Genomic DNA, 23,776 nt, shown 5'->3' with positions numbered 1-23,776 from the left:
ATCCATGCTTCCAGCCTTCATGCGGTGGCCCCTGCCAGCGTTCCTTCTCCTGCTGGCCGCCGCCCCGGCCGCCGCCGATCCGACGACCGGCTCGATCAGCGACGGCTTCGAGGGCGGGCGCATCCCGCCGCAGGTCTGGTCGCCCTGCCGGCGGCCGGAGGGGCGCTTCTTCATCGACGACATGCTGGCGCGCTCCGGCCGGTATTCGGCCGGCATGGCGCTGCTGCCAACGCCGGACCTGCCGCCGGCGATCGAGGCGGTCAACACCGAGCACCGGCGCAGCGGCTGCATCGATTCCGACAAGGACATGGAGTTCATGGCGGGCAGCGACCAGCGGGCCGAGCTGTGGCTGCGCGCGACCGAGCCGAAGGGCACCGACCAGTGGTACGGCTTCAGCTTCCGGATCGACGCGCCGGTCGCGCCTGAGGCCGACGGCCAGCGCCTCTTGGTCGGGCAATGGAAGCAGAGCGGCCAGTACAGCCCCTTCCTCGGCCAGCGCTTCCGCAACCGGAAGTTCTACCTCACCGTGGAGCAGGACGGTCCGGCCAGGTACCAGCAGTGCCGGGTGCTGGTGGCCTGGGAGGACGGCTACGACTTCTCCGACTTCCCGCCGCATCACAGCTTCCTGCATGACGGCTTCGACGAGACCGGCGCAAAGCTGCCGCCCGACTATACCGCCGATTGCGGAAGCGATCTGAGCATCGACCGCAAGGCGTCGCTGCCCTCACCCTATGGCGCCTGGGTCGACATGGTGGTCCATATCAAGGTCGACGGACAGCCGGACGACCTGATCGAGGTCTGGGCCAACGGCCAGCCGATCGTCACCGTCCGCGGCCGGCTCGGCTATCACGACAGCGGCCGTCAGTACTTCAAGATCGGGCCGTACCGCGACCCCGGCGACACCCCGGTCGTGGCCCATCTCGACAATTTCGGCCTGGGCCAAAGCTTCGAGGAGGTCGATCCCCGGCGGTTCGACAAGTGAGGAACCGGCGCCGCTTGGCTGCGTCGGGCCGGACGCCTATCCTGCCACGGCCCGATACACCGGGACGATCATGCTCGCAGCCTTGTCGCGGCGGCTCCTGCTGCCGGCCGTCCTGATCCTGGCCACAGCACCGGCCGCCGCCGAGATCAGCGATGGATTCGAATCGGGCCGCATCGACCCGCAGCTCTGGGCCCCCTGCCCGCGGGCGGAGAACCGCTTCTTCATCGAGGAGACGGTGGTGCGCTCCGGCCGCTATGCCGCCGGCATGGCCCTGCTGCCGGACGCGACCATGCCGCCGGCCATCCCGAAGGCGGAGATCGAGCGGCAGCGCAGCGGCTGCCTCGACACCGCGCCGGGGGCGGTGTTCGCGCCGGAGGACGACCAGCGCGCCGAGCTGTGGCTGCAATCGACCGAGCCGCCGGGCACGGACCGCTGGTTCGGCTTCAGCTTCCGCATCGACAGCCCGGACGCCGGGGCCGGCGGCAACCGGCTGGTGGTCGGCCAGTGGAAGCAGGACGCCAGCCGGAGCCCGATCCTGGCCCAGCGCTTCAAGGGCGGCGCCTTCCATTTGACGGTGGAGCAGGAGACCGCGTCGCCCGTCCGGCAATGCCGGGTGCTGGTCGCCTGGCAGGACGGCTACGACTTCTCGGACTTTCCCGACGGCAGGCGCAGCTTCCTGCATGGCGGCACCCCCGAGTTGGATGGCGAGCTGGACGCCGGGCCGCCGGACCGCGCGGCCGAGTGCAGCCGCGGCCTCGCCATCGACCGCACGGCGCCGCTGCCCTCGCCCTTCGGCGCCTGGGTCGACATGGTGGTGCATCTGCGCGTCGCCGGCCGGCCCGACGACCTGGTCGAGATCTGGGCCGACGGCCGGCCGGTCGCCACCGTGCGCGGCCCGATCGGCGTCCCGGGCGGCGGCGACCAGTACTTCAAGTTCGGACCCTATCGCGACCCGTCGCCGGCGCCGCTGGTGGTCCGCTTCGACGATTTCGGCCGCGGCAGCAGCTTCGCCGCGGTCGATCCCCGGCGCTTCGACCAATAGCGCCGCAGCCGGGTGGCAGCCTCAGGCTGCCATCCCATCTCTGTACCGTCTTCCCCGGCCGCATCACGGTGCGGCCCAACCCAGGAGCATCCCATGAGCAAGCCTGAGAAGATCATCTACAAGGCCACCTCGACCTCGACCGGCGGCCGCGACGGGCGCTCGAAGTCGTCCGACGGCATCATCGACCTGCCCCTGGCCGTGCCGAAGGAGATGGGCGGCAAGGGCGGCGCCACCAATCCGGAGCAGCTGTTCGCCTCCGGCTATTCCGCCTGCTTCCTGGGCGCCATCCGGTTCGTCGCCGGCAAGGAGAAGGTGCAGATCTCGCCCGACGCATCGGTCAAGGCCGAGGTCGGCATCGGCGAGATCCCGGGCGGCTTCGGCATCGATGTCGACCTGACGATCTCGCTGCCCGGCCTGGACAAGGCCCAGGCGCAGGCGCTGGTGGAGAAGGCGCACCACGTCTGCCCCTACTCCAACGCCACCCGCAACAATGTCGACGTCCGGCTGCACATCGCCTGACGCAACGGCGGCACGGCCGGGATGCCCCGGCCGTGCCGCGACGCCCGCTCAGACCTGCGCGACGATCCGGCCGATCTCGGCGACCACCGGGTTGCGCTGCTCGAAGGTCTGCGACGGCAGCTCGCAATAGGCGGTGACGATCACCGTGCCGCGATCCGGCGGCCAGGCGACGGCGACGTCGTTGGTGCTGCCTTCGGCGTTGCCGCCGGTGCCGGTCTTGTCGCCGACCAGCCAGCCCGCCGGGAAGCCGGCCCGCAGCCGGGTATCGCCGGTCTTGTTGGTGATCAGCCACGCCGCCAGCTGGTGGCGCGAGGCGGGCGACAGCGCGTCGCCGAACAGCAGCTTGCGCAGCGTCTCCAGCATCGCCGCCGGCGTCGTGGTGTCGCGCGGGTCGCCCGGCCCGGCATAGGCGTTCAGTCCCGGCTCGATGCGGTCCAGCCGCGAGACCTCGTCGCCCAGCGAGCGGAGGAAGGCGGTCAGCCCGACCGGACCGCCGAAGCTGGCGAGCAGCAGATTGCCCGCCGTGTTGTCGCTGTACGTCACCGCCGCATCGCACAGCTCGGCCATCGTCGCCCCGGCCCTGCCGACCCGCGGCTCGAGCACCGACTTGCCGACGAGATCCTTGCGCGAAAACACGATGCGCCGGTCCAGCCGCTCCTGCTTCCGGTCGACGCGAGCCAGGACGAAGGCCGCCGCCAGGGCCTTGAAGGTGCTGCACAGCAGGAAGCGCTCATCGGCCCGGTACCCGATGCGCGCACCGGTCGCGAGGTTCAGCGCCGCCACGCCGAGGCGGCCGCCATGGACGCGTTCGAGCTCGGCCAGCCGGGCCGCGGCGTCGCCGCCGGACTGCGCCCGCGCTGCCGAGGCCAGCGCAGGAACCGCGAGCAGAGAGCCGGCCAGCGCCAGCCGGCGCGATACCAAGATCGTCAAATCCTGTCTCCATGAGTGGGGTGGCTGCCAGTGTGTCGGCATCGCCGTTCGAGCTTGAATAGACGGACGCCATGCCCCTGGCCAAACGAGGAATGCTTGGCATAGACATGAGCTGAAGTTGGCCTTAGCCGGATCGGACCATGGACGTCTCGAAGATGCCGCTCAACGCCCTGCGGGCCTTCGAGGCGTCCGCCCGGCTGGGCAGCTTCACCCGCGCGGGGCTGGAGCTGCGGGTGACGCAGACCGCCATCAGCCATCAGGTCAAGGCGCTGGAGGCGACGCTGGGCGTGACCCTGTTCGAGCGCCTGCCGCGCGGCCTGGCCCTGACCGATGAGGGGCTGGCGCTGCTGCCGGTGCTGACCGACGCGTTCCGGCGCATGAGCGCGACGCTGAGCCAGTTCGAGGACGGCAATTTCCGGGAGATCCTGACCGTCGGCGTGGTCGCCGCCTTCGCCACCGGCTGGCTGCTGCGGCGGCTGCACGGCTTCAAGCAGCAGAACCCCTTCGTCGACCTGCGGATCAAGACCAACAACAACACCGCCGACATGCTGCTCGACGGGCTGGACTGGTTCATCCGCTTCGGCGACGGCGCCTGGCATGGGACCGATGCGGCCCGGCTGATGGACGCGCCGCTGTCGCCGGTCTGCGCCCCGTCGCTGCGCCCGCGCCTGCGCAGCCCGGCGGATCTGGCCAACGAGCAGTTGCTGCGATCATACCGGGTGGATGAATGGGGCCTGTGGTTCCGGGCCGCCGGCATCGAGCCGCCGAAGCTGCGCGGCTGGATGTTCGACTCGTCGCTGACCCTGGTCGAGGCGGCGGCGCAGGGGGTCGGCGTGGCTCTCGTCCCCGTCGCCATGTTCACGCGGGAGATCGAGGCGGGGCGGATCGTCCAGCCCTTCGACGTCACGGCGTCGACGGGCAGCTACTGGCTGACCCGGCTGAAGTCGAGAACCGAGACCGCGTCGATGCAGGCCTTTGCCCGGTGGATCGCGACGGAGATCGATGGAGCTTAGCGCCAACATCCGGACTCGGCCGGCTGAGCGCATCCGCGCGCATCGTCCCATTCAAAACATCGTCAATCCCGGCGAAAGCGGGGATCTCGCTACGCCTGCACCGGGGAAGATTCCCGCTTTCGCGGGAATGACGGATAAAAGCGTGGGCCGGAAGGGCCCGTGCGCCCTCTCCTCCCCCTTCACGCCTCCAGCATCGCCAGCAGGCGGGCGGCGGCCTGCAAATCCGCCGTCTCCGCGCCTTCGGTGAATCGGTCGAACACCGGCCGCAGCAGCGCCGCGGCTTCGCCGGACCGGCCCTGCCCGGCCAGCAGCGCGGCGAGACCGGCGGCGGCCCGCAGCTCCCAGGCCAGCGCGCCCTGGCCTCGGCTCCGGTCCAGCGACTGGCGGAAGCAGGCCTCGGCGCCCACCGCCTGCGATGCCGCCAGCAGCAGCCCCTTCACCCGCAGCAGCTCCGGCATGTAGACGAGGTCGCCGCGGGCCTCGACCCGCCGGATCGTCTCCTCGACCAGGTCCAGGCCTTCGACCGCCCGACCGGTCGCCGCGAGCCCTTCGGTCAGCGCGATCTCGAGCGCCGTGGTCAGCACCTCGTAGCGCGCCTCGTGCAGCGCCGCCAGGCCGTCCTGCAGGGCCTCGACCGCGGCCGCCGCATCGCCGCGGCGAAGGGCCAGCGCACCGCCGAGGGCCTGCCCGACGGCGAGATACGGGCCGAGGGAATGGGAGCCGGCGCGGGCGGTGAACCACGCCACATGCTGCTCGGCGCTGCGCAGGTCGCCGGTCCACAGGAACACGGTGATCGCCCAGATCATGGCCACGGACAGAGTGACGGGATGGTCCATCCGCTCGGCTTCGCGCACGGCCCGGCGCGCCTGCTCCGCCGCCTGGTCCGGATGGCCCTGCAACCACAGGGTCCGGGCCAGGATGGCGCCCGACAGGTTCTGGCCCTCGAAGCCGAGATAGATCGTGCTCGCCCGCGGCCCGCCCGGCTGGTGCCGCAGCGCTGCCTCCAGCGCGGCCCGGGCGCCCCCGAGGTCGCCGGCCAGGTGCAGCGAGATGCCGAGCAGGAAATGCGCCAGCGCCGCGGCAGCCGGATCCGCCACCGACCCGGCCAGGGCGGCGCCCCGCCTCCCCAGCTCCAGGGCGCTGTCGAACGTGCCGGTGCGCAGGTGGAACATGTGCAGCGGCCCCAGCAGCAGCAGCTGGCCGAGGGCGTCGCCGCGGGTATCGGCGATCGCCAGGCCCCGCTCCAGCGCCGTGCGCGCCGCGTCGCTGCCGCCCTGCAGGACCAGCAGCGCCATCCCCAGCGCCGCCTGGAGATGCATCTCGTCGTCGCCGCCGCGGGTATCGCCGTCGAGGGCGAGGATCGCCCGCTCCGACCAGCGCCGGCATTCCGTCAGCAGCGACATCGCCAGGAACACCGGCGCCGCCGCCGCGGCCAGCGCGACGCCGAGCCCGGCATCGCCGCCCGGGCCGAAGCACCAGTCCAGCGCCGCGCGCACATTGTTCATGGCGGACAGATACGGCCCTCGCTCCGCCGCGTTCGACAGGGTCGGCCAGTCGCCGCCGAGCTGCTCCAGCCAGCGCCGGTAATAGCCGGCATGGCGCGCGGCCAGATCGGCGCGCCCGGCCTCGCCGGCGATCTGCAGGGCATAGGCGCGGGTGGTGTCCAGCAGGCGGTAGCGCATCATCGCGCCGACCGGGCGGGTCGCAACCATCGACTTGGCGACCAGGCTGTCGATCGCGCCGAACAGCAGGGCGTCGTCCACCGCCCCGCCGGTCACCACGCCCAGCGCCGCCTCCATGGTGAACGGCCCGACGAACACGGCGAGCCGGCGCAGCACCAGCCGCTCCGGCTCCGACAGCAGGTCGTAGCTCCAATCCAGCGTCGCCTGCAGCGTGCGCTGCCGCGGCGGCGCGTTGCGCTGGCCGGGCCAGGACAGCGGCAGGCGCTGGTCCAGCAGGGCCGCGGTCTGGCGCAGGCCATAGGCCTGGACCCGGCCGGCCGCCAGCTCGATCGCCAGCGCCACGCCGTCGAGCCGGCGGCAGATCTCCGCCACCAGCGCGGCGTCCGCGTCGCTGAGCTCGAGCGGGGCCCCGGCCGCGGCGGCACGCTCCAGGAACAGCCGGATGGCGGGGAACGCCCCGGCCGTCGCGGCGGTGAGGCCGGAGTCCTCCGGCGGGCTGGCCAGCGGCGCCAGGGGGCGGACCTGCTCGCCCTCGACCCGCAGCGCCTCGCGGCTGGTGGCCAGGATGTGCACCTCGGGCGCGGTCCGGAAGATCTCCGCCGCCAGGGCGGCCGCGCCGTCGATCACATGCTCGCAGCTGTCGAGCACCAGCAGGAAGCGCCGGTCGCGCAGATGGGCGATCAGGCGCGGGGCCGGATCCTCCGACTGGATCGGCAGGCCCAGCATCGACGCCACCGCGACCGGCACCAGGCGGGGATCGGTCAGCAGCCCGAAATCCACGAACAGGGCGGCGCCGGCGAAGGCCTGCAGCAGCTCATGTGCCACCGCGGCTGCCACCGTGGTCTTGCCGACCCCGCCGGGGCCGACGATGGTGACGAAGCGCGCCGCGGCCAGCTGGGCCGACAGCGCCTGGATCTCCTCCTCCCGCCCGACCATCCGCGCCAGCCGTGCCGGCAGGAAGGTGGCGCCGGTGAAGGAAGCCGCCTGGGCCGGCGGGGCCGACCGCAGCACCGGCGCGACGAAGCAGTATCCCCGGCCCGGCAGGGTGGTGATGTAGCGCGCGCCGTCCTGGCCATCGCCCAGCGCCTTGCGCAGCCCGGCGATGTGGAAGCGCAGGCTGCCCTCTTCGACCGTCACGTCGGGCCACACCTCGGCCATCAGCTCGCGCTTGCCGACCGGCTCGTTCGGGCGCGAGACCAGGGCGACCAGGATGTCCAGCGCCCGCGCGCCCAGGTCGACCGGGGCGCCCTCCCGGGTCAGCAGCCGCTCGCCCGCGGCCAGGCGGAAGGGACCGAAGGAGAAAACGTCCCCAGCCTGGGTCGGCCCCATCATCACGCGCCACTCTCCGCCACGGTTCGAATCGGCCGCATCCTAGGGGAAGGGCCGGCGCAGAATCCAGCAATCGGCGGCAAACCCGGCGGTCCCGTGAAAGCACGGGCGCGGACCCGGCGCTAGGGTCGCGCACGCACCGGCCCATTTCGGCCGGTCCGTCCCGCAGCAGAGGAACGATCATGTCCGACGCAGTGCCGCCCGCCACCCGGCGCGGCTTCCTGGCGACGTCCGCAACCATGATAGCCGCCGCCGGCACGCTGAGCTTCCTGCCCGCGCGGCTGGCCGCGGCCGCCACCCAGGGCGGCGCGATCCGCCCGTTCCGCGTCGAGATTCCGGAGGATGCGCTGACCGACCTGCGCCGGCGCATCGCGGCGACGCGCTGGCCGGGCAAGGAGACCGTCGCCGACGCGTCGCAGGGTGTGCAGCTGGCGCGGCTGCAGGCGCTGGTGCGGTACTGGGGCACCGACTACGACTGGCGCAAGGTCGAGGCGAAGCTGAACGCCCTGCCGCTGTTCGTGACCGAGATCGACGGGCTGGACATCCAGTTCATCCATGTCCGCTCGAAGCACGACAACGCCCTGCCGCTGATCATGACCCATGGCTGGCCGGGGTCGATCCTGGAGCTGGTGAGGGTCATCGGCCCGCTGACCGACCCCACGGCCCATGGCGGCAGCGCGGAGGACGCGTTCCACCTCGTCGTGCCGTCGCTGCCGGGCTTCGGCTTCTCCGGCAAGCCGACCGCCACCGGCTGGGGCTCGGACCATATCGCCCGCGCCTGGGGCGAGCTGATGGCGCGGCTGGGCTACAAGCGCTTCGTGTCGCAGGGCGGCGATTGCGGATCGGTGATCTCGCACCGGATGGCGATGCAGAAGGTGCCGGGGCTGATCGGCATCCATGTCAACATGCCCGCGACGGTGCCGGCCGAGCTGCAGCCGCTGCTGGCGCAGGGCCTGCCTGCCCCGGCCGGGCTGCCGGCCCCGGAGAAGGCCGCCTACGACCAGCTGAACGACTTCTACCGGAACAACACCGGCTACTCGGCCATGATGGTGACCCGGCCGCAGACCGTGGGCTACGCCCTGGCGGATTCCCCGGTCGGCCAGGCCGCCTGGATGTACGACAAGATCGCGCAATGGACCTATAGCGGCGGCGACCCGGAGAAGTCACTGACCCGCGACGAGATCCTGGACGACATCTCGCTGTACTGGCTGACCGACAGCGCCACCTCCGCGGCGCAGATCTATTGGGAGGATCACTCCAACAACTTCAACGCGGTGGACATTTCGCTGCCGGCGGCGGTGACGATCTTCCCGGGCGAGATCTATCGGGCGCCGCGCAGCTGGGTCGAGCGCGCCTATCACACGCTCATCTACTTCAACGAGGTCGACAAGGGCGGCCATTTCGCCGCCTGGGAGGAGCCGGAGCTGCTCGCCGGCGAGGTCCGTGCCGCCTTCCGCTCGCTGCGCTGACCCCTGGACCGCCGGGACAGGACACGGACCCGGCCTTCCCGCCGGGCCCGTGTTCACCGTGCTTTGCGGTCGCTAACAACGGCTCACAACCCTTAACGGGCGATCCCCCCAGCCCTCGACTAGATATCCAGCATCGACGACGGGCTGGAGGACACCGGTGATGGAGATGGACGGGACAAGCTTCGCGGCCCTGGCCGCCGATGCGTCTCGCGGCCCCGCCGAGACGGCCGAGGCGCTGCTGGAGGATGTCCGCCGCGGGCTGGGCCGGAACCCGGAGGCGGCGCGCGCCGCGGCGGTGCGGCTGGTGACGCTGCTGACGCTGTCGGCCGCGACCCGGGGCAAAGGGGCCCGCGGCGGGCTGGCGCCCTGGCAGAAGCGCCGGGTCGACCGCTATCTGCGCCGGTCCCTGCACCGCCCGTTGCGGATCGAGGAGCTGGCGGAGCAGGCGGCGCTGAGCGCCAGCCATTTCGCCCGCGCCTTCAAGGACAGCTTCGGCGCCACGCCGCAGCGCTACATCACCGGCCTGCGGTTGGAGCGGGCGCAGCAGCTGATGCTGGGCACCGACGACCCGCTGAGCCAGATCGCCCTGGCCTGCGGCCTGGCCAGCCAGGCGCATCTGTCGAAGCTGTTTCGCCGCTGGCTGGGCGAGACCCCGAGCGCCTGGCGCCGGCGGCACCAGACCAGGGCGTCCCTTTCACCCCTGACGCCCCCCTGAACACCCTGGAGACCATGATGACCAAGATCGACAAGGTCCTGTACACCGGCAAGACCCACACCACCGGCGGCCGCGACGGCATGGCCCGCAGCGCGGACGGCCGGCTGGACATCAAGCTGTCGCCCCCCGGCGGCCCGGGCACCGGCACCAATCCGGAGCAGCTGTTCGCCGCCGGCTGGTCGGCCTGCTTCATCGGCGCCATGGGCCGCGCCGCCAGCGAGATGAAGGTCACCCTGCCGGCCGACCGCGCGGTCGACGCCGAGGTCGACCTGGGCACCACCGACGGCGCCTTCTTCCTGCAGGCCCGGCTGACCATCAGCCTGCCCGGCCTGGACCGAGAGGTCGCCCGGCAGGTGGTCGAGGCCGCGCATCAGCTCTGCCCGTATTCCAAAGCCACCCGCGGCAATATCGACGTTACCTTGACCGTGATCTGAGCCGCCCCTGCCGGCCCCCGAAGGAAGCCTCGCATGCCCGACGATATCGATCTCCCGCGCCGCCGCCTGTTCGGCACTGCGCTGATGGCCCTGGCCGCCGCCCCGTTCGTCTCGATCGGGACCGCGGAGGCCGCTCAGGCCAATGTTCTGGCGGCCAAGCCCGTCGCTTCTTCCGGCGCCGGCTTCGGCCCGCTGAAGCAGGTCGACGCCGGCGACCTCAATGTCGGCTATGCCGAGGCCGGCCCGGCCGACGGTCCGGTGGTCCTGCTGCTGCATGGCTGGCCCTACGACATCTACGCCTTCGTCGACGTCGCGCCCCTGCTGGCGGCGGCCGGCTACCGGGTGATCATCCCGTATCTGCGCGGCTACGGCACCACCCGGATCCGGTCGGAGCGCACGGTCCGCAACGGCGAGCCGGCGGCCCTGGCGGTCGACACCATCGCCCTGATGGATGCGCTGAAGATCAAGACGGCGATCATCGGCGGCTTCGACTGGGGCGCACGCACCGCCGACATCGTCGCGGCGCTGTGGCCCGAGCGCTGCCAGGCCCTGGTCTCTGTCAGCGGCTACCTGATCGGCAGCGTCGCCGCCGGCAAGAAGCCGCTGCCGCCGAAGGCCGAGCTGCAGTGGTGGTACCAGTTCTACTTCGCCACCGAGCGCGGCCGCGAGGGCTACACCCAGAACCGGGACGACTTCAACAAGCTGATCTGGCAGCTGGCCTCGCCGCAATGGCATTTCGACGACGCCACCTTCGACCGCAGCGCCACGGCCTTCGACAACCCCGACCATGTCGACATCGTGATCCACAACTACCGCTGGCGCATCGGCCTGGCCGAGGGCGAGAAGCGCTACGACGAGATCGAGCAGAAGCTGGCCCAGGGCCCGGTGATCTCCGTGCCGACGATCACCATGGAAGGCGACGCCAACGGCGCGCCGCACCCGGAGCCGTCGGCCTATCGCGGCAAGTTCTCGGGCAAGTACGAGCACCGCACCATCACCGGCGGCATCGGCCACAACCTGCCGCAGGAGGCCCCGCAGGCCTTCGCCCAAGCGGTGCTCGACGTCGCCAAACTCTAGCCATGGAGGCTCAGATGAGCCTGTCGTTCCTCCGCCGCTTCGCCGCCGGCGCCATGCTCGGCGCCGCGGGCAGCTTCGCCGCCGCTTGCGGCACGCTGGGCGAGTCTCGCTACGCCCCGACACCGGTGGCCCCGCTCGGGTCCGGGCCGGAGCCGACACCGCCCAGCCAGAGCCCGCCGGCGAAACGGCCCGGCCGATGATCGCCTGACGACCGCGGCGCGCCGGCCCCACCGCCGGCGCGCCGCGGCCCGTGTGCCCGTGTGCCCGTCTGGGCAGGAAGTCGATATATCCACTCTAATACAACGTTGACGATCTCTTGACCGCGGCCCATCGTGATATTCAACTGGATATATCGATGGGAGTCCGGGCATGCCAACCCTGCCGGTTTCCGTGCCTCTGTTTCGAACAGCCGCAATGCCGGTGCCCTCCTCGGCGGTCATCCCGCGTCCATCGACGATCAGTCCGGACGACCTCGTCCTTCCGGCCAGGGGCCGCGACCGGATCTGGGAGCTGTCGCCGAACCTGCACTGCTCGGTGGTCGGCACCTGCCTGTCGACCGCGGATCTGCGGCAGCTCTTCGCCAAGCTGAACGACCCGGATGCGCGCACCGCCTCCGAGCACGCGCTGCACGGCCGCGCGGTGCGGGCCGCCGGGCAGAAGGAGGTCGCCGGCAAGCTGCTGAACAAGCTGCTCGACAAGCGGCACGAGACCGCGATCAGGCGCTTCGCCAAGGCCAGGACGGCGGCGGAGGTGCGGGCGCTGTGGCAGGAGGCGCTGGAACGCGGCGACATCCCCGGCGCCTATTGGGCGGTGCTGAGCCACCCGGCCACCGACGGGCCGCTGGTGCAGGAGGTCTATGGCGAGGTGCACATGCTGTCGCATCTCGTCGGCATGTCGAACCGCGCCGACATCGCCCGGCTGCGCCATCTGGAGCAGGAGCTCGGCGCCCGCGACGACAGGATCGCGCGGCAGGAGGAGCGGCTGCAGCAGATCGGCACGGAGCGCGAGGCCCTGGCCCGGCGGGTGGCGGCGCTGGAGCAGGCGGCGGGACGCCAAGCCGCGGCGCCGACGCCTGCCCCGGTGGAGAATGAGGCGCTGCGCCGGCGCCTGGCCGACGAGCAAGCGCGGTCAGCCCTGCTGGCTGAACGGCTGGCGGCGCAGGACGAGGCTGTCGCCCGGCTGACCGGCCGGGTGGAGCAGGCGGAGGGCCAGGCCGCGGCGCTGCAGGGCGAGATCGCCGCGCTGGAGGCGGCGCTGGACCAGCCGGCGGCGGAGCCCGCCGAGGCGTCCGGGCCGGCGCCGGAGCTGCAGGGGCGGACGCTGCTCTATGTCGGCGGCCGGCCGAAGCAGGTCGAGCAGCTGCGGGCCCTGGCCGCGCGCTTCGGCGGCGTGCTGCTGAGCCATGACGGCGGCGTCGAGGATAGCCCGACGCTGCTGCCGGGCCTGGTCAGCCAGGCCGATATCGCCTTCTTCCCGGTCGACTGTGTCAGCCACCACGCGGCGGGCCAGGTGAAGCGCCTGTGCCGCGCGGCCGAGAAGCCCTTCGCGCCGCTGCGCACCGCCAGCCTGGCCAGCTTCGCCGCGGCGGTCGGGTCGATGGGCGGGCTGCCGCAGAGTAGGGCTGGCCGCCGTCTCTCCGGCTACTCTCAGAATTCTCAACACTGTCATTGCGAGCGCAGCGAAGCAATCCAGGGGCCAGTGCGAATCGGCCCTTGGATTGCTTCGTCGGCTTCGCCTCCTCGCAATGACGGCGAGATCAGTGATGCCGAAAAGGTCTCCCCCGGCGTCACCCCGGCCTAGTCGAGATAGCCCTTGCCCTTGAGCCAGGCCTTGAGCCCCTCCTGGCTGTTCGGCTTCACCTGCAAGGCGAAGCCGTTCTCATGCATCAGCGTCTGCTGCCCGGGATCGTACCAGAGCGGATCCTGGCTCGGCACAGAGCCGAGGCCGACCGGTTCGGTGACCTTCTTCGGCGGCGCCCACCAGCGATCGCCCTCCCAGTGCATCTTGGTCGCCGAATCCTCGTAGCGTTTCGTGTCGCTGTTGTAGCGGACGCCCGGATATTTCGAGAGATCGGCCTTGGTCGGATCGGGCGGCAGCTGGAGATATTTCAGATCGTCCTGGGTTTCGGACAGCTTGCCGTCCTTGGCCGTCATGTCCTTGACGGTCTTGGCCACCTCCTCCGCCTGCTCCGGCGACCAGCTGTTGAACAGCCGGCCGAGGCGCGCCCGCGTGTAGTCGAGCTCGCTGTAGGTGCCGGTCAGGACGTTGCCGGAGCTCCGGGTCAGCTCGTCGCCGCCCATCAGGTGCTCGTCGCCCGGGAAGACCGTCTGCAGGATCCCCAGCAGGCCTTCGTCCAGCAGGTCGTTGTGGTCCGCCAGCACCTCCGCCACCTTCCGGTCCTTGACGCCGTACAGCACCTGGACGGCGTCGGCATCCGCCTTGTCGTAGGTGTGCGCGGCGTTGTAGGCGCCCCGGCCCTGGACGATGCCGGCGCCCGCCACCTGCAGCACCGCGGCGATCCCGCTGATCTTCAGCGGGCCGAGGGCGGTGATGAGCCGGCCGAGGGCCGTCTCGGCGATCGCCCCGTTCGACAGGGTCGCGCTGGCGGTGAGGGCGAACATCGCGTCGCTGACCGTGGCGGTGGCGTAGCCGGCCGTCTTCACGAAATCCTGCTTCGTGCCCATGATGCCGAAGCCGTTCATGACGGCGTTGCTGAGATCGGCCCCGACATAGAGCACGTCGACACCGCCGCCGCGCAGCCCGTTCAACGCGCCGAGGGACTTGCCCCAGAGCCCCTTCTGCAGCGGGCCGAGATCGCTGGCGGCGACCCGGGCCTGGGCGCCCTTGAGCCGGGTCTCCAGGCTGCCCGGCGCGCCCGCATCCTTCCCGGTCAGGATCTCCCGGGCGTTCGGCAGCAGCGCCGTCTGCGCGGCGTTGAGCATCATCATCGTGTGCGGCACGTAATAGACGAGATCGGCCGGCGAGCCGTCGAGCGCCCCGAGATTGCGGCCGAACAGGATGGCGCTGCCGCCGCCGGAGAGGCGGGTGATGGCGTTGGTGCCGATGTTCAGCCGGTCGGCGCTCGCCATCTGCCGCTTTTCGGCGTCGGTCGGCTTCGCCCGCCCGGCGATGATGTCCTCCAGCCGCCCCTGCCCCAGGCTTGCCTTCAGCCCGTCGAAGAACTTGGCGAAGTCCTTATTGGGGTTCGTCTTGGGGTCCTTGATGTATTTCTGCAGGGCGTCGATCTCGGCCCGGCTGGCCGTGGCCTCGCCGCGGAGAATCGCTTGGTAGCGATTCTCCGCCATGGCCTGGTTGATGTCCTTGACGCCGCCCTTCATCGTCTCGACCACGGCGAAGGTGGCCAGGGCGCGGGTCGCGCGCTGGACCCAGATCGTGCCGGCGGTCGCCGGATCCGAGGTCGAGGCGTTGGCGTAGGGATCGGTCTTGGTCTTGGGCAGCTCCGGCAGGTCCTTCACCGCCTCCTGCATCGACTTCGACTTGGTCATCATGATCCCGGTGCCCATGAGCATCGGTATCGGCGCGTCGTTGTCGAAGCCGTCGACCTTCTTCAGGTCGGGCTTGTAGAGGTCGAGCGCGAGCTGGATGCTCTCCTGCCGCTCCCATTGCGGCAGCTTCTTCTCGCCCTCCTTGGTGAGCTCCTGCGCCTTCTGCTTGTTCTCCGGCGACAGGTTGTCGATCGCCTCCATGTCCCGCGCCAGCTGGGCCGACGCCGGGATCGGGTCGTCGCCCTTGATCCCGCCCCAGCCGGTGAGGCCGTGATACAGCTCGTTGTAGAGCTTGTTGATCTTGTCGTCCTGCTTGGTCGCGGCGGCGTCGAACTGCTCGATGCTGCGCCGCACCGCCCATTGGGCGTTCGAGTTCTGCGACAGGTAGTCGCTCTGGCCGAGCTCGCCCTTCTTCTCGTGATCCGCCACCTCCTGAGCGCCAAGAGTCGCGGTCCGCGCGGCGATGGCGGTCAACAGCGACGTGCCCGACCCCTCCGCGTCCTCACGGCTCATGAGGCTGAAGAACTGCTGCTCGTGCAGCAGGTTGAGGTGGTCCATGGGCAGATCGCCGTTCATCTTGTCGACGATCCGGGCGGCCACATGGTCGACGAAGGCCTTGCCGGCGCCGGCCTTGGCCCCGTCATTGTAGAGGATGGTCTGGCAGGAGGCGCCGAGGTCGATCAGCGCCTTCATCTGCGCCCGCCGGTCGTCGCCGGTGGACTGCGAGCCGGCGATCGCGTCGATCGACTGGTCGACCATGCCCTGGACGCGCGGGTCGGAGGCCAGCAGCGAGCCGCTGCCCGGCAGAGTGTCCTTGGTGTCCGTCGTCTCGCGCAGCTTGGCCAGGAAGGCCTTGGCCCCGTCGGTGCCGCCCTTGCCCCAGGCGGCCTGCAGCTCCCGCACCGGGCGCTCGACCCGCAGTTCCTGGATCGCCTGCTTCGTCCCTTCGGTGACGGCGGCGAGATACTTCTTCTCGTCCCCGCCGACATAGGCCTGGTAGATGCCCGCCCGCTTGGTGAGGGCGGTGATCTTCGCCGCGTCCGGCCCTTCCGTGCCGTCGGCGAGGGCGACCAGCTGCCGCTTGGTCTCGGCCGTGACGGCGGCATAGTCGCCGCGATCGCCCGCCTCGGCGATCTTGCCGAGCTGGTCGGTGGTCCGCCCGTCGGCCTTCCACGACCGTTCCTTCATCTCGCGGACCTGGTTGAGCGCGTCGAGGAAGACCGGGTCGTTCGGCGCGCGCTCGGCGATCGGGGCGACCAGCTTGCTGAACTCGCCGCTGTCGAGCTTGCCATTGCCGTTGGCGTCGGTGCCGAAGCTGGGCACGCCCTGGCCCAGCGAGGCCTGGTCGACCTCCTGCGCGATGGCGACGACCAGGTCGTCCTTCGCCTTGTCCCGGTCCGCCTCGCTCTTCTTCGGGTCGCTGGCAGTCGCGAGGGCCGTCCGCTGGTTGTTCAGCAGCCCGAGCCGGTCCGAATCGAGGACATAGACCTTGTCGCAGGATTCGAGCGCCTGATCGATGCCGGCGGGCGCGCCGGGCCGGTTGCCGAAGGCCTTCGGGTCGAGCTGCGGCGTGGCCGCCAGCTGGTCGTGCAGGGCCTTGTTGTCCTTCGGGTCGACGCCTTCCTGCGCATAGATCCGGAACGGCCACACCCCCGGCTCGATCTTGCGCTCGGCGATCCCGGCCGGGTCGCTGTTCCAGCGATAGACCGGCGCCGCCTCCGGCTGCTGCGCAGGGGGCGCGGCGGGCTTCTCGTCCTTGGCGCGCTGCACGGACAGATTGAACTGATCCGTATTCGCGGACCGCTGGGTGGCGGCCGGGCTGCGCTGCTGTCCGACTCGGGACACGGCATCCTTGAAGCTCAGGCTCATGACGGCCTTCCCCCTCGGCTGTGAACTATTCTTGAAATTGTTATGACACAGCAGGGTACGGATGGGATTCCCATCCCGTCAACCGGAACCTAATCGATCGGGATCACCCGCCCAGCAGCACCCGGTCGCTCTCCCGCGGCACCAGCTCCAGCGGCCAGAGGTCCTGGACCAGGCCGCCATAGGCATCGGCATGGCCGGGCATGGTCGCCAGCAGCGCCTCCGCCAGCCTCACCCCGAGATCGTGCAGCGACAGGCGGAAGCAGGTCAGCGCCGGCGACAGGAAGCGGCTGGCCGGGCTGTCGATCATGCCGCCGATGATGGCGATGTCCCGTCCCGGCCGCACCCCAGCCTCGTTCAGCCGGCGGTAGACGCCGACCGCCATCCGCTCATTCGCCACCAGCAGCGCCGTCGGCAGCGGTCCCTGGTCCAGCAGGCCCGACGCCAGGCGGTAGCCGCCGGCCTCGGTCATCTCCTCGGTCCGCACCAGCGATTCGTCGAAGCCGATGCCGTGCCGCGCCAGGGCCCGGCGATAGCCGTCCAGCAGGATATGGGCGTGCATCAGGTCGTGGCCGTTGTTGGCCAGGCCGATGCGGCGGTGGCCGAAGCCGACGAAGCGGTCGACCGCGACATCCGCCGCCTGCTCGAAGTGGAGGTCAATCCAGGGATGCTCACCGCCGGACAGGCTGCGGCCCAGCGCGGCGAAGGGGAAGCGGCGGTCGAGCAGAAAGTCGAGCCGCGGGTCGACCCGCCTTGTCCAGGGCAGCAGGATGCCGTCGGCCAGGCGCCGCTCCACCACCCGGCGCAGCTGCGCCTCATGGTCGCCGTCCGGGGTGTTCAGCAGCACGATCAGGTCCAGCCCGTGCCGGCCCAGCGCCTGCTGCACGCCGCTGAACAGCCCCATGAAGAAGGGCTCGCCATACAGCTCGGCCCCGCTATAGGTCTGCAGCATGAAGGCGATCGCATTGGTCGACCCCTGGCGCAGGCTGCGGCCGGACTGGTTCGGCGAATAGCCCAGCGCCGCCGCCGCCTCCAGCACCCGCCGCCTTGTCTCCGGATTGACGTCGCCGCGGCCGTTCAGGGCGCGGGAGACGGTCCCGATCGAGATGTTCAGATGCTTCGCGAGCTCGCGGATTCCCAAGTGATCTTCTCCCTTCCGCGGCGACAGAGTGCAACCGAACGCATCGGTAATGCCAGAACCGTATTGACAGCCGGATGCGCCCGACATCAATATCGTAAACGTTTACGGCGACACAATCGTACAAACCGCCGAACCGAGGGAGCGAAACCAGGTGCGAGCCGTCCTTGCCGGATGCGGCGCCATGAGCCGGGCCTGGCTCGAAGCCGCCCGCCAGATCGAGGGGCTGGAGGTGGTCGGCCTGGCCGATCTCGACCCCGGGCGGGCCCGTGGCCGCGCCGAGGAGTTCGGTCTGGCCGGCGCCGAGATCGGCACCGACGTGCCGGCCCTGCTGGATCGCCTCAAACCCGACATCCTGTTCGACGTTGTCGTGCCGGGGGCCCGCCGCGACGTGGTGTTGGCCGGCCTCGCCCGCGGCTGCCACGTGCTGAGCGAGAAGCCGATGGCTGACAGCCTGGACGCCGCGCGCGAGCTGGTGGTCGCCGCCAAGGCGGCCGGGCGGGTGCATGCGGTGGTGCAGAACCGGCGCTATCATCCCGGCGTGCGCCGGCTGCAGCGGGCGGCCGCGAGCGGCCTGATCGGCGACATCACCGGCGTGCATTGCGACTTCTTCGTCGCGCCGCATTTCGGCGGCTTCCGCGAGGAGATGCAGCATGTGCTGCTGCTGGACATGGCGATCCACACCCTGGATGCCGCCCGCCTGGTCGCCGGCCGCCGCCCCCTCGCCGTCTACTGCCATGAGAGCAACCCGGCCGGGTCCTGGTACGCCCATGGCGCCAGCGCCAATGCCATCTTCGAGCTGGAGGGCGGCGCCGTCCTGACCTATCGCGGCAGCTGGTGCGCCGAGGGGCTGCGCACCAGCTGGGAGAGCCAATGGCGCCTGACCGGCACCAGGGGCAGCCTGAGCTGGGACGGGGCCGAGGGTTTTCGGGCCGAGGTGGCGAGCAACCACCGGGACGGGCTGTTCTTCGCGCCCGAGACCATCGAGATGCCGCCCGCGGATCCGGCCGACCGGACCGGCGGCCATCTCGGAATCATCCGCGACGTCGTCGATGCGGTCCGCACGGGCACCGAGCCCGAGACGGTCGGCCACCAGAACTTCCACAGCCTCGCCATGGTCTTCGGCGCGATCGAGAGCGCGCGCCAGGGCCGCCGCGTGGCCATCCAGACGATCGAGGGACCATGACCAGCGCCAAGCCTGCCCGGACCGGGCACCAGGACATCCGCATCGGCACCATGGTGCGCGCCAATGGCGACGACCCGGCCGGCTATGTCCGCCAGATCATCGCCCATGGCTTCGAGAGCATCGAGCCGTTCTTCTGGCAGACCCTGGGCGGCAAGGACGTCCCGCGCCTGGCCGGGCAGATCCGCGAGGCGATCGGCGACAGCGGCGTCACCGTCGGCGCGCTCGGCATGTTCGGCAACCCGCTGGAGGACCAGGCGCAGGACCGCGAGACCCTGGCCGGGTGGGAGACGCTGATCGACAACGCCCATCTGTTCGGCACCGACATCGTCGCCGGCTTCACCGGCCGGGTGCGCGGCAAGCCGCTGGAGGAGAGCCTGCCGCGATTCAAGGAGGTGTTCGGCCGGCTGGCCAGGCGCGCCGCCGACAAGGGCGTGCGCCTGGCCTTCGAGAACTGCCCGATGGAGGGCAGCTGGAAGACCGGCGACTGGAACATCGCCCACAACCCGGCCGCCTGGGAGCTGATGTTCGACGCCCTGCCGGACGACAATCTCGGCCTGGAATGGGAGCCGTGCCACCAGCTGTACTACCTGATCGACCCGGTGCCGCAGATCCGGCGCTGGGCGCCGAAGATCTTCCACGTCCACGGCAAGGACGCGACGGTGCGCTGGGACGTGGTCAAGGAGCACGGCGTGCACGGCCGCGTGCCTTTCGCCTTCCACCGCACCCCCGGCTTCGGCGACACCGACTGGACCCGGGTGATCACCGAGCTGCGGCTGGGCGGCTTCCGCGGTTCGATCGACATCGAGGGCTGGCACGACCCGGTCTATCGCGGCGACCTGGAGATGACCGGCCAGGTCGAGGGCCTGCGCTACCTGCAGCGCTGCCGCGGCGGGGAGTTCATCGCCAATCCGCAATAGAACAACCAACACAGTGGAGGAAGCTCATGTCCAGGACCCTGCGACTTCTGTTGGGAACCGCCGCCCTTCTCGCCTCCACCGCCCTGGCCCGGGCCGAGCCGGTGACGCTGGAGGTCTGGACCCATGACGACGAGGGCGAGTTCACCTATGTGCTGGCCAAGGAGTTCGCGGCCCAGCACCCCGACATCACGGTCAACATCAAGCACGTCAACTTCGCCGACGTGGTGAACGACGCGATGCGATCCTATGCCGCCGGATCGGCTCCCGACGTGATCGGCATCGACAACCCGGAGACCGCGATGTTCGCAGCGCGCGGGGTGCTCTTGGACCTGTCGCCCTATGTCGAGCAGTCGCAGGTGATCAAGGCCGACGCCTTCTATCCCGGCCCGCGCAACTCCTCGATCTGGGACGGCAAGCTCTACGCCATCCCGCGCGCCTCCAACACCCTGGCCCTCTACTACAACGCCGACATGTTCAAGGCGGCCGGGCTCGATCCCGAGAAGCCGCCGCAGACCTGGGACGAGCTGTATCAGGCGTCGAAGACGCTGACCAACCCGGCCAAGAACGTCTACGGCCTCGCCTTTTCCGCCATCGGCACCGAGGAGGGCACCTTCCAGTTCCTGCCCTTCATCCAGAGCGCCGGCGCCGACTACGACAGCGTCGGGTCGGACGGTGCGGTGCGGGCGCTGGAGTTCTGGCAGAAGCTGCTGGACGAGAAGCTGGCCTCGCCCGACACGCTGATCCGCGGCCAGCATGATTCATCCGGCACCTTCAACGCCGGCAGCGCCGCGATGGTCATCTCCGGCCCGTGGGAGCTGCCGTTCATGGCCAAGGAGGCCAAGTTCGACTATCGCGTGGCACTGTTCCCGGTCGAGAAGCAGGGCAGCCCGCGCGCCTCGGCCCTCGGCGACTTCAACAACGTGATCTTCAAGACCTCCAAGCACCCGAAGGAGGCCTTCATGCTGCTGGAATACATCTATTCGCAGAACCACCGGATCTGGAACGAGTTCGGCCTGCTGCCGCCGGTCCAGGACGCCAAGGTCGACTCGCCGCAATGGCCGAAGGCCTATGCCGTGTTCACCGAGCAGATGCAGTACGCCCGGCCGCGCGGCCCGAACCCGGACTGGCCGAAGATCTCGAAGGCGATCCAGACCGCGATCCAGTCGGCCCTGACGCATCAGAGCGACGCCAAGACGGCGCTGCAGACCGCCCAGGCGACCATCGACCGCGTGCTGAAGAAGTGAGGCGGAGCACCGCCATCGCCGCAACAACGAGTCCCCCCTCCCCTCGCGGGAGGGGGGCAGGGGGAGGGGGTTGTCGATGACGCGCACCCGAACCAGCCAATCGATGACCGACCGTTCGGTCAATTTCCAGCCGGCAGCTCCGGTGGCGCGAGCCCCCTCCCCCTATCCCCCTCCCGCGGGGGGAGGGGGGACTAGAGAAGCTTCCCGCCGCCCCGCCCTCGCCCGCCTCCCCCTGTTCCGCACCCTGCGGGACGGCAGCGGCTTCGACGTGGTGCTGGTGCTGTGCGCGGTCGGATACCTGCTGGTCTTCGCCGCCTTCCCGCTGGTCTACACGCTGGTGATGTCGCTGCAGCAGGTGGACATGTTCTCGCTGGCCTCCTTCGACCGGCCCTTCGCCGGGCTGGACAACTACCGCGACGTGTTCGCGCGGCCGGAGGCGCTGCAGATCCTGAAGAACACGGTGATCTTCGTCGTGCTGTCGATCACCTTCCAGCTGAGCATCGGCTTCGGCCTGGCGCTGTTCTTCCAGCAGCCCTTCCCCGGCGCGACCTATATCCGCGGCGTGTTCCTGGCCGGCTGGATCATGCCGGCGCTGGTGGTCGGCGCGATCTGGAAATGGATCCTCGCCGGCGATTTCGGCGTGCTGAACTACGCTTTGACCAGCCTGCACCTGACCGAGGGCAAGATCTTCTGGCTGTCGGACCCGGACGTGGCCCTGTTCGCGGTGATCATCGCCAACATCTGGCTGGGCATCCCGTTCAACATGATCCTGCTGTCGGTCGGCCTCGCGGCGATCCCGCGCGACTTGTACGAGGCGGCGGAGATCGACGGCGCCCGGGCCGGCCGGCGCTTCCTGCACATCACTCTGCCGATGATGCGATCGACCCTGGGCGCCGTGGTGTCGCTGGGGATCATCTTCACGCTGCAGCAGTTCGACCTGATCGCGGCCATGACCAAGGGCGGCCCGGCCAACGCGTCGAACGTCGCCCAGTACTGGTCCTGGCAGATGTCCTTCGAAACCTATGAGATCTCGGCCGGCAGCGTCGTTGCCGTGCTGATGATCGCGCTGGTGATCCTGGTCGCCGCGCTCTATGTCCGCTCGACCGAGCGGGAGCACGCGGCATGAAGCCGGCAAAGCCCTTCATCCTGCTGGGCTTCGCCCTGCTGTTCGCCGCGATCTACCTGTTCCCGCTGTACTGGATGTATGTCACGGCACTGAAGTCGGGCAGCGAGATCTTCGCCTTCCCGCCGAGCTTCTGGCCCACCGACCCGCAATGGCAGTTCGGCCGGATCTTCGCCGAGCATGCGATGGACCGGTACCTGTGGAACTCGCTGCTGATCGCGATCGGCACCACGGTGCTGGCGACGCTGATCGGCACCGGCGCCGCCTATGCCCTGTCGCGGCACCGCAACGCCTGGACCGCGGTGGCGCTGTTCCTGGTGCTGATGCTGCAGGTGCTGCCGCCGTCGCTGATGGTGACGCCGATCTTCGTCGCCTTCAGCCAGATCGGCCTGCTGGAAACGCCCCGCGCCGCGGTGGTGCTGGCGCAGACCGCCAAGGTGCTGCCGCTCTACATCGTGCTGTGCCGGTCGACCTTCCTGCAGGTGCCGCGCGAGCTGGAGGATGCCGCGCGGGTCGACGGCGCCTCGCGCATCGGCGCCTTCCTGCGCATCATGATCCCCCTCGCCCGCAACGGCATCCTGGTGGTGTCGGTGCTGATCTTCCTGCAGTCCTTCGGGGAGTACGTCTATTCGCGGTCGCTGATCGCGGCGGAGACCCTGCAGACCGCGACGGTCGGCCTGTCCTCCTTCATGGGCCCGAACACCAATGACTGGGGCGGGATCATGACCTATGCCGCGATCTATGTGACGCCGATCCTGATCGTCTTCGCCCTGCTGCAGCGCCGGATCGTCAGCGGGCTGACGGCCGGGGCGCTGAAGTAGGGGTCAGTACCCGCCGCCCTTGGTCCCCTTCCCAGCGCCCTCGCGGTAGGCCTTGTGGGCCGCGACCGAATCCGAGGCCGCCTGGCGCAGATAGGGCACGTCGCCGCCGCCGGTGACCATGCGGTAGCCGCGGTCGAACAGCTCTGCCCAGGTCGAGGCGCTGCTGGGCACGGTGCCGAGCGGCGTGCCGGTCGGCCGCACCGCATCCTCGATCTGCCTGACCAGGTCCTGCACCCGCGGGTCGTGCAACTGTTCGAGCAGGCCGATCGAGCCGCCGAGGTCGTTGACGCCGATGAACACCATGTCGATGCCGTCGACCTGGGCGATCGCAGCGGCCTCCGGCACCGCGTCCTTGGATTCGATCTGGGCCAGCAGCAGCAGGTTGTCGTTGGCCTTGCGCATGTAGTCCGGCTCGAAGCCATAGGTCGAGGCGCGCACCGCGCCGGCGGCATAGCCGCGGCGGCCGGCCGGCGGATAGCGGCAGCCGCGGACCAGCGCCTCGGCCTCGGCCGCGCTCTCGATCATCGGCACCATCAGGCTGTCGGCGCCTGCATCCAGCACGCGCTTGAGCCAGACCGGGTCATGCGCCGGCACCCGCACCACCGCCGGGGTGTCCGACGCCTGCACCGCACGCAGCAGGCCGATGGTGTCATCGATGCCGCCGGGCCCGTGCTCGGTGTCCAGGATGACGAAGTCGAAGCCGGCATGGGCCATGATCTCCGCCACCGTGGGCGAGCCGCTGCCGACCCAGGCGCCGAACAGCTGGTCGCCGCGGCGCAGCCT

20 protein-coding genes are annotated in these 23,776 nt (G+C 70.3%); 15 read left to right on the top strand and 5 right to left on the bottom strand.

Features of this window, described 5'->3' with window-relative positions:
* Window positions 1-4: 4 nt before the first annotated feature.
* The 3 genes from FFK22_RS05590 to FFK22_RS05580 all read left to right on the top strand — a co-directional run bounded on the left by FFK22_RS05590 (window position 5) and on the right by FFK22_RS05580 (window position 2,543).
* Entirely contained in the window at window positions 5-982 is a 978-nt protein-coding gene (locus FFK22_RS05590) for a heparin lyase I family protein (protein ID WP_138887546.1), read from the top strand.
* Window positions 983-1,052: 70 nt separating this feature from the next.
* Window positions 1,053-2,024, top strand: coding sequence for a heparin lyase I family protein (locus tag FFK22_RS05585; protein WP_138887545.1), 972 nt, complete (start codon window positions 1,053-1,055; stop codon window positions 2,022-2,024).
* Between the two features lie 93 nt (window positions 2,025-2,117).
* Window positions 2,118-2,543 (top strand): organic hydroperoxide resistance protein, encoded by a 426-nt coding sequence (locus tag FFK22_RS05580; protein ID WP_138887544.1) that lies wholly within the window; start codon window positions 2,118-2,120, stop codon window positions 2,541-2,543.
* A gap of 48 nt (window positions 2,544-2,591) precedes the next feature.
* On the opposite strand, the gene bla is transcribed toward FFK22_RS05580, so the two are convergent.
* On the bottom strand, window positions 2,592-3,473 hold the full coding sequence (gene bla, locus FFK22_RS05575) for a class A beta-lactamase (protein WP_138887543.1): 882 nt from the start codon (window positions 3,471-3,473) through the stop codon (window positions 2,592-2,594).
* Window positions 3,474-3,613: 140 nt separating this feature from the next.
* Here bla and FFK22_RS05570 point away from each other — a divergent pair, with 140 nt between their 5' ends.
* Window positions 3,614-4,486: a LysR family transcriptional regulator gene (locus FFK22_RS05570; protein ID WP_138887542.1), complete on the top strand. Its 873-nt coding sequence runs from the start codon at window positions 3,614-3,616 to the stop codon at window positions 4,484-4,486.
* A gap of 179 nt (window positions 4,487-4,665) precedes the next feature.
* Here FFK22_RS05570 and FFK22_RS05565 read toward each other — a convergent pair whose 3' ends face one another.
* On the bottom strand, window positions 4,666-7,500 hold the full coding sequence (locus FFK22_RS05565) for a winged helix-turn-helix domain-containing protein (RefSeq protein ID WP_138887586.1): 2,835 nt from the start codon (window positions 7,498-7,500) through the stop codon (window positions 4,666-4,668).
* A 308-nt stretch (window positions 7,501-7,808) separates the two neighbouring features.
* Between FFK22_RS05565 and FFK22_RS05560 the strand changes: the two genes are divergently transcribed.
* The 6 genes from FFK22_RS05560 (at window position 7,809) to FFK22_RS05535 (ending at window position 12,992) form a co-directional block, all read left to right on the top strand.
* Window positions 7,809-8,966 carry an epoxide hydrolase family protein gene (locus tag FFK22_RS05560; protein ID WP_221938420.1) on the top strand — a complete coding sequence of 386 codons (1,158 nt, stop codon included), beginning with the start codon at window positions 7,809-7,811 and terminating at the stop codon, window positions 8,964-8,966.
* Window positions 8,967-9,132: 166 nt separating this feature from the next.
* On the top strand, window positions 9,133-9,681 hold the full coding sequence (locus FFK22_RS05555; protein ID WP_186002321.1) for a helix-turn-helix domain-containing protein: 549 nt from the start codon (window positions 9,133-9,135) through the stop codon (window positions 9,679-9,681).
* A 14-nt stretch (window positions 9,682-9,695) separates the two neighbouring features.
* Window positions 9,696-10,115 carry an organic hydroperoxide resistance protein gene (locus FFK22_RS05550; protein ID WP_138887540.1) on the top strand — a complete coding sequence of 140 codons (420 nt, stop codon included), beginning with the start codon at window positions 9,696-9,698 and terminating at the stop codon, window positions 10,113-10,115.
* Between the two features lie 84 nt (window positions 10,116-10,199).
* Window positions 10,200-11,192: an alpha/beta fold hydrolase gene (locus tag FFK22_RS05545; RefSeq protein WP_221938419.1), complete on the top strand. Its 993-nt coding sequence runs from the start codon at window positions 10,200-10,202 to the stop codon at window positions 11,190-11,192.
* Between the two features lie 14 nt (window positions 11,193-11,206).
* Window positions 11,207-11,392: a hypothetical protein gene (locus FFK22_RS05540; protein ID WP_138887538.1), complete on the top strand. Its 186-nt coding sequence runs from the start codon at window positions 11,207-11,209 to the stop codon at window positions 11,390-11,392.
* Between the two features lie 214 nt (window positions 11,393-11,606).
* Window positions 11,607-12,992 (top strand): DUF2325 domain-containing protein, encoded by a 1,386-nt coding sequence (locus FFK22_RS05535; protein ID WP_138887537.1) that lies wholly within the window; start codon window positions 11,607-11,609, stop codon window positions 12,990-12,992.
* On the opposite strand, the gene FFK22_RS05530 is transcribed toward FFK22_RS05535, so the two are convergent.
* Window positions 12,989-16,567, bottom strand: a complete 3,579-nt coding sequence (locus FFK22_RS05530) for a hypothetical protein (protein ID WP_221938411.1) — start codon at window positions 16,565-16,567, stop codon at window positions 12,989-12,991. The two genes, FFK22_RS05535 and FFK22_RS05530, sit on opposite strands and share 4 nt — an antisense overlap.
* Window positions 16,568-16,670: 103 nt before the next feature.
* On the bottom strand, window positions 16,671-17,705 hold the full coding sequence (locus FFK22_RS05525) for a LacI family DNA-binding transcriptional regulator (protein WP_221938410.1): 1,035 nt from the start codon (window positions 17,703-17,705) through the stop codon (window positions 16,671-16,673).
* Window positions 17,706-17,856: 151 nt separating this feature from the next.
* Here FFK22_RS05525 and FFK22_RS05520 point away from each other — a divergent pair, with 151 nt between their 5' ends.
* The 5 genes from FFK22_RS05520 (at window position 17,857) to FFK22_RS05500 (ending at window position 22,993) form a co-directional block, all read left to right on the top strand.
* Window positions 17,857-18,888, top strand: a complete 1,032-nt coding sequence (locus tag FFK22_RS05520) for a Gfo/Idh/MocA family protein (protein ID WP_138887535.1) — start codon at window positions 17,857-17,859, stop codon at window positions 18,886-18,888.
* On the top strand, window positions 18,885-19,805 hold the full coding sequence (locus FFK22_RS05515) for a sugar phosphate isomerase/epimerase (protein WP_138887534.1): 921 nt from the start codon (window positions 18,885-18,887) through the stop codon (window positions 19,803-19,805). Before FFK22_RS05520 ends, FFK22_RS05515 begins: the two co-directional genes overlap by 4 nt.
* 26 nt (window positions 19,806-19,831) lie before the next feature.
* A complete protein-coding gene (locus FFK22_RS05510) occupies window positions 19,832-21,049 on the top strand; it encodes a sugar ABC transporter substrate-binding protein (protein WP_138887533.1) in 1,218 nt (405 codons plus the stop codon).
* A gap of 76 nt (window positions 21,050-21,125) precedes the next feature.
* The gene (locus tag FFK22_RS05505) at window positions 21,126-22,175 is read left to right on the top strand and encodes a carbohydrate ABC transporter permease (protein ID WP_221938408.1); all 1,050 of its coding nucleotides are present in this window, start codon (window positions 21,126-21,128) and stop codon (window positions 22,173-22,175) included.
* Window positions 22,172-22,993 (top strand): carbohydrate ABC transporter permease, encoded by an 822-nt coding sequence (locus tag FFK22_RS05500; RefSeq protein WP_138887532.1) that lies wholly within the window; start codon window positions 22,172-22,174, stop codon window positions 22,991-22,993. Before FFK22_RS05505 ends, FFK22_RS05500 begins: the two co-directional genes overlap by 4 nt.
* 3 nt (window positions 22,994-22,996) lie before the next feature.
* Here the strand turns inward: FFK22_RS05500 and FFK22_RS05495 are convergent, their stop codons facing one another.
* A complete protein-coding gene (locus FFK22_RS05495; protein WP_306770076.1) occupies window positions 22,997-23,755 on the bottom strand; it encodes an HpcH/HpaI aldolase/citrate lyase family protein in 759 nt (252 codons plus the stop codon).
* Window positions 23,756-23,776: the final 21 nt, after the last annotated feature.

Source organism: Mycobacterium sp. KBS0706, assembly GCF_005938675.2.
Taxonomy (GTDB): Bacteria; Pseudomonadota; Alphaproteobacteria; order DSM-16000; family Inquilinaceae; genus Inquilinus.
This window is presented reverse-complemented; position numbering and strand designations above follow the sequence as displayed.

Excerpts from the sequence above, each read along its gene's own strand:
- FFK22_RS05590 (WP_138887546.1), top strand. The coding sequence starts at position 5 with ATGCTTCCAGCCTTCATGCGGTGGCCCCTGCCAGCGTTCCTTCTCCTG.
- FFK22_RS05585 (WP_138887545.1), top strand. The coding sequence starts at position 1,053 with ATGCTCGCAGCCTTGTCGCGGCGGCTCCTGCTGCCGGCCGTCCTGATC.
- FFK22_RS05580 (WP_138887544.1), top strand. The coding sequence starts at position 2,118 with ATGAGCAAGCCTGAGAAGATCATCTACAAGGCCACCTCGACCTCGACC.
- FFK22_RS05570 (WP_138887542.1), top strand. The coding sequence starts at position 3,614 with ATGGACGTCTCGAAGATGCCGCTCAACGCCCTGCGGGCCTTCGAGGCG.
- FFK22_RS05565 (WP_138887586.1), bottom strand. The coding sequence starts at position 7,500 with ATGATGGGGCCGACCCAGGCTGGGGACGTTTTCTCCTTCGGTCCCTTC.
- FFK22_RS05555 (WP_186002321.1), top strand. The coding sequence starts at position 9,133 with ATGGACGGGACAAGCTTCGCGGCCCTGGCCGCCGATGCGTCTCGCGGC.
- FFK22_RS05550 (WP_138887540.1), top strand. The coding sequence starts at position 9,696 with ATGATGACCAAGATCGACAAGGTCCTGTACACCGGCAAGACCCACACC.
- FFK22_RS05545 (WP_221938419.1), top strand. The coding sequence starts at position 10,200 with ATGGCCCTGGCCGCCGCCCCGTTCGTCTCGATCGGGACCGCGGAGGCC.
- FFK22_RS05540 (WP_138887538.1), top strand. The coding sequence starts at position 11,207 with ATGAGCCTGTCGTTCCTCCGCCGCTTCGCCGCCGGCGCCATGCTCGGC.
- FFK22_RS05535 (WP_138887537.1), top strand. The coding sequence starts at position 11,607 with ATGCCGGTGCCCTCCTCGGCGGTCATCCCGCGTCCATCGACGATCAGT.
- FFK22_RS05530 (WP_221938411.1), bottom strand. The coding sequence starts at position 16,567 with ATGAGCCTGAGCTTCAAGGATGCCGTGTCCCGAGTCGGACAGCAGCGC.
- FFK22_RS05515 (WP_138887534.1), top strand. The coding sequence starts at position 18,885 with ATGACCAGCGCCAAGCCTGCCCGGACCGGGCACCAGGACATCCGCATC.
- FFK22_RS05510 (WP_138887533.1), top strand. The coding sequence starts at position 19,832 with ATGTCCAGGACCCTGCGACTTCTGTTGGGAACCGCCGCCCTTCTCGCC.
- FFK22_RS05505 (WP_221938408.1), top strand. The coding sequence starts at position 21,126 with ATGACGCGCACCCGAACCAGCCAATCGATGACCGACCGTTCGGTCAAT.
- FFK22_RS05500 (WP_138887532.1), top strand. The coding sequence starts at position 22,172 with ATGAAGCCGGCAAAGCCCTTCATCCTGCTGGGCTTCGCCCTGCTGTTC.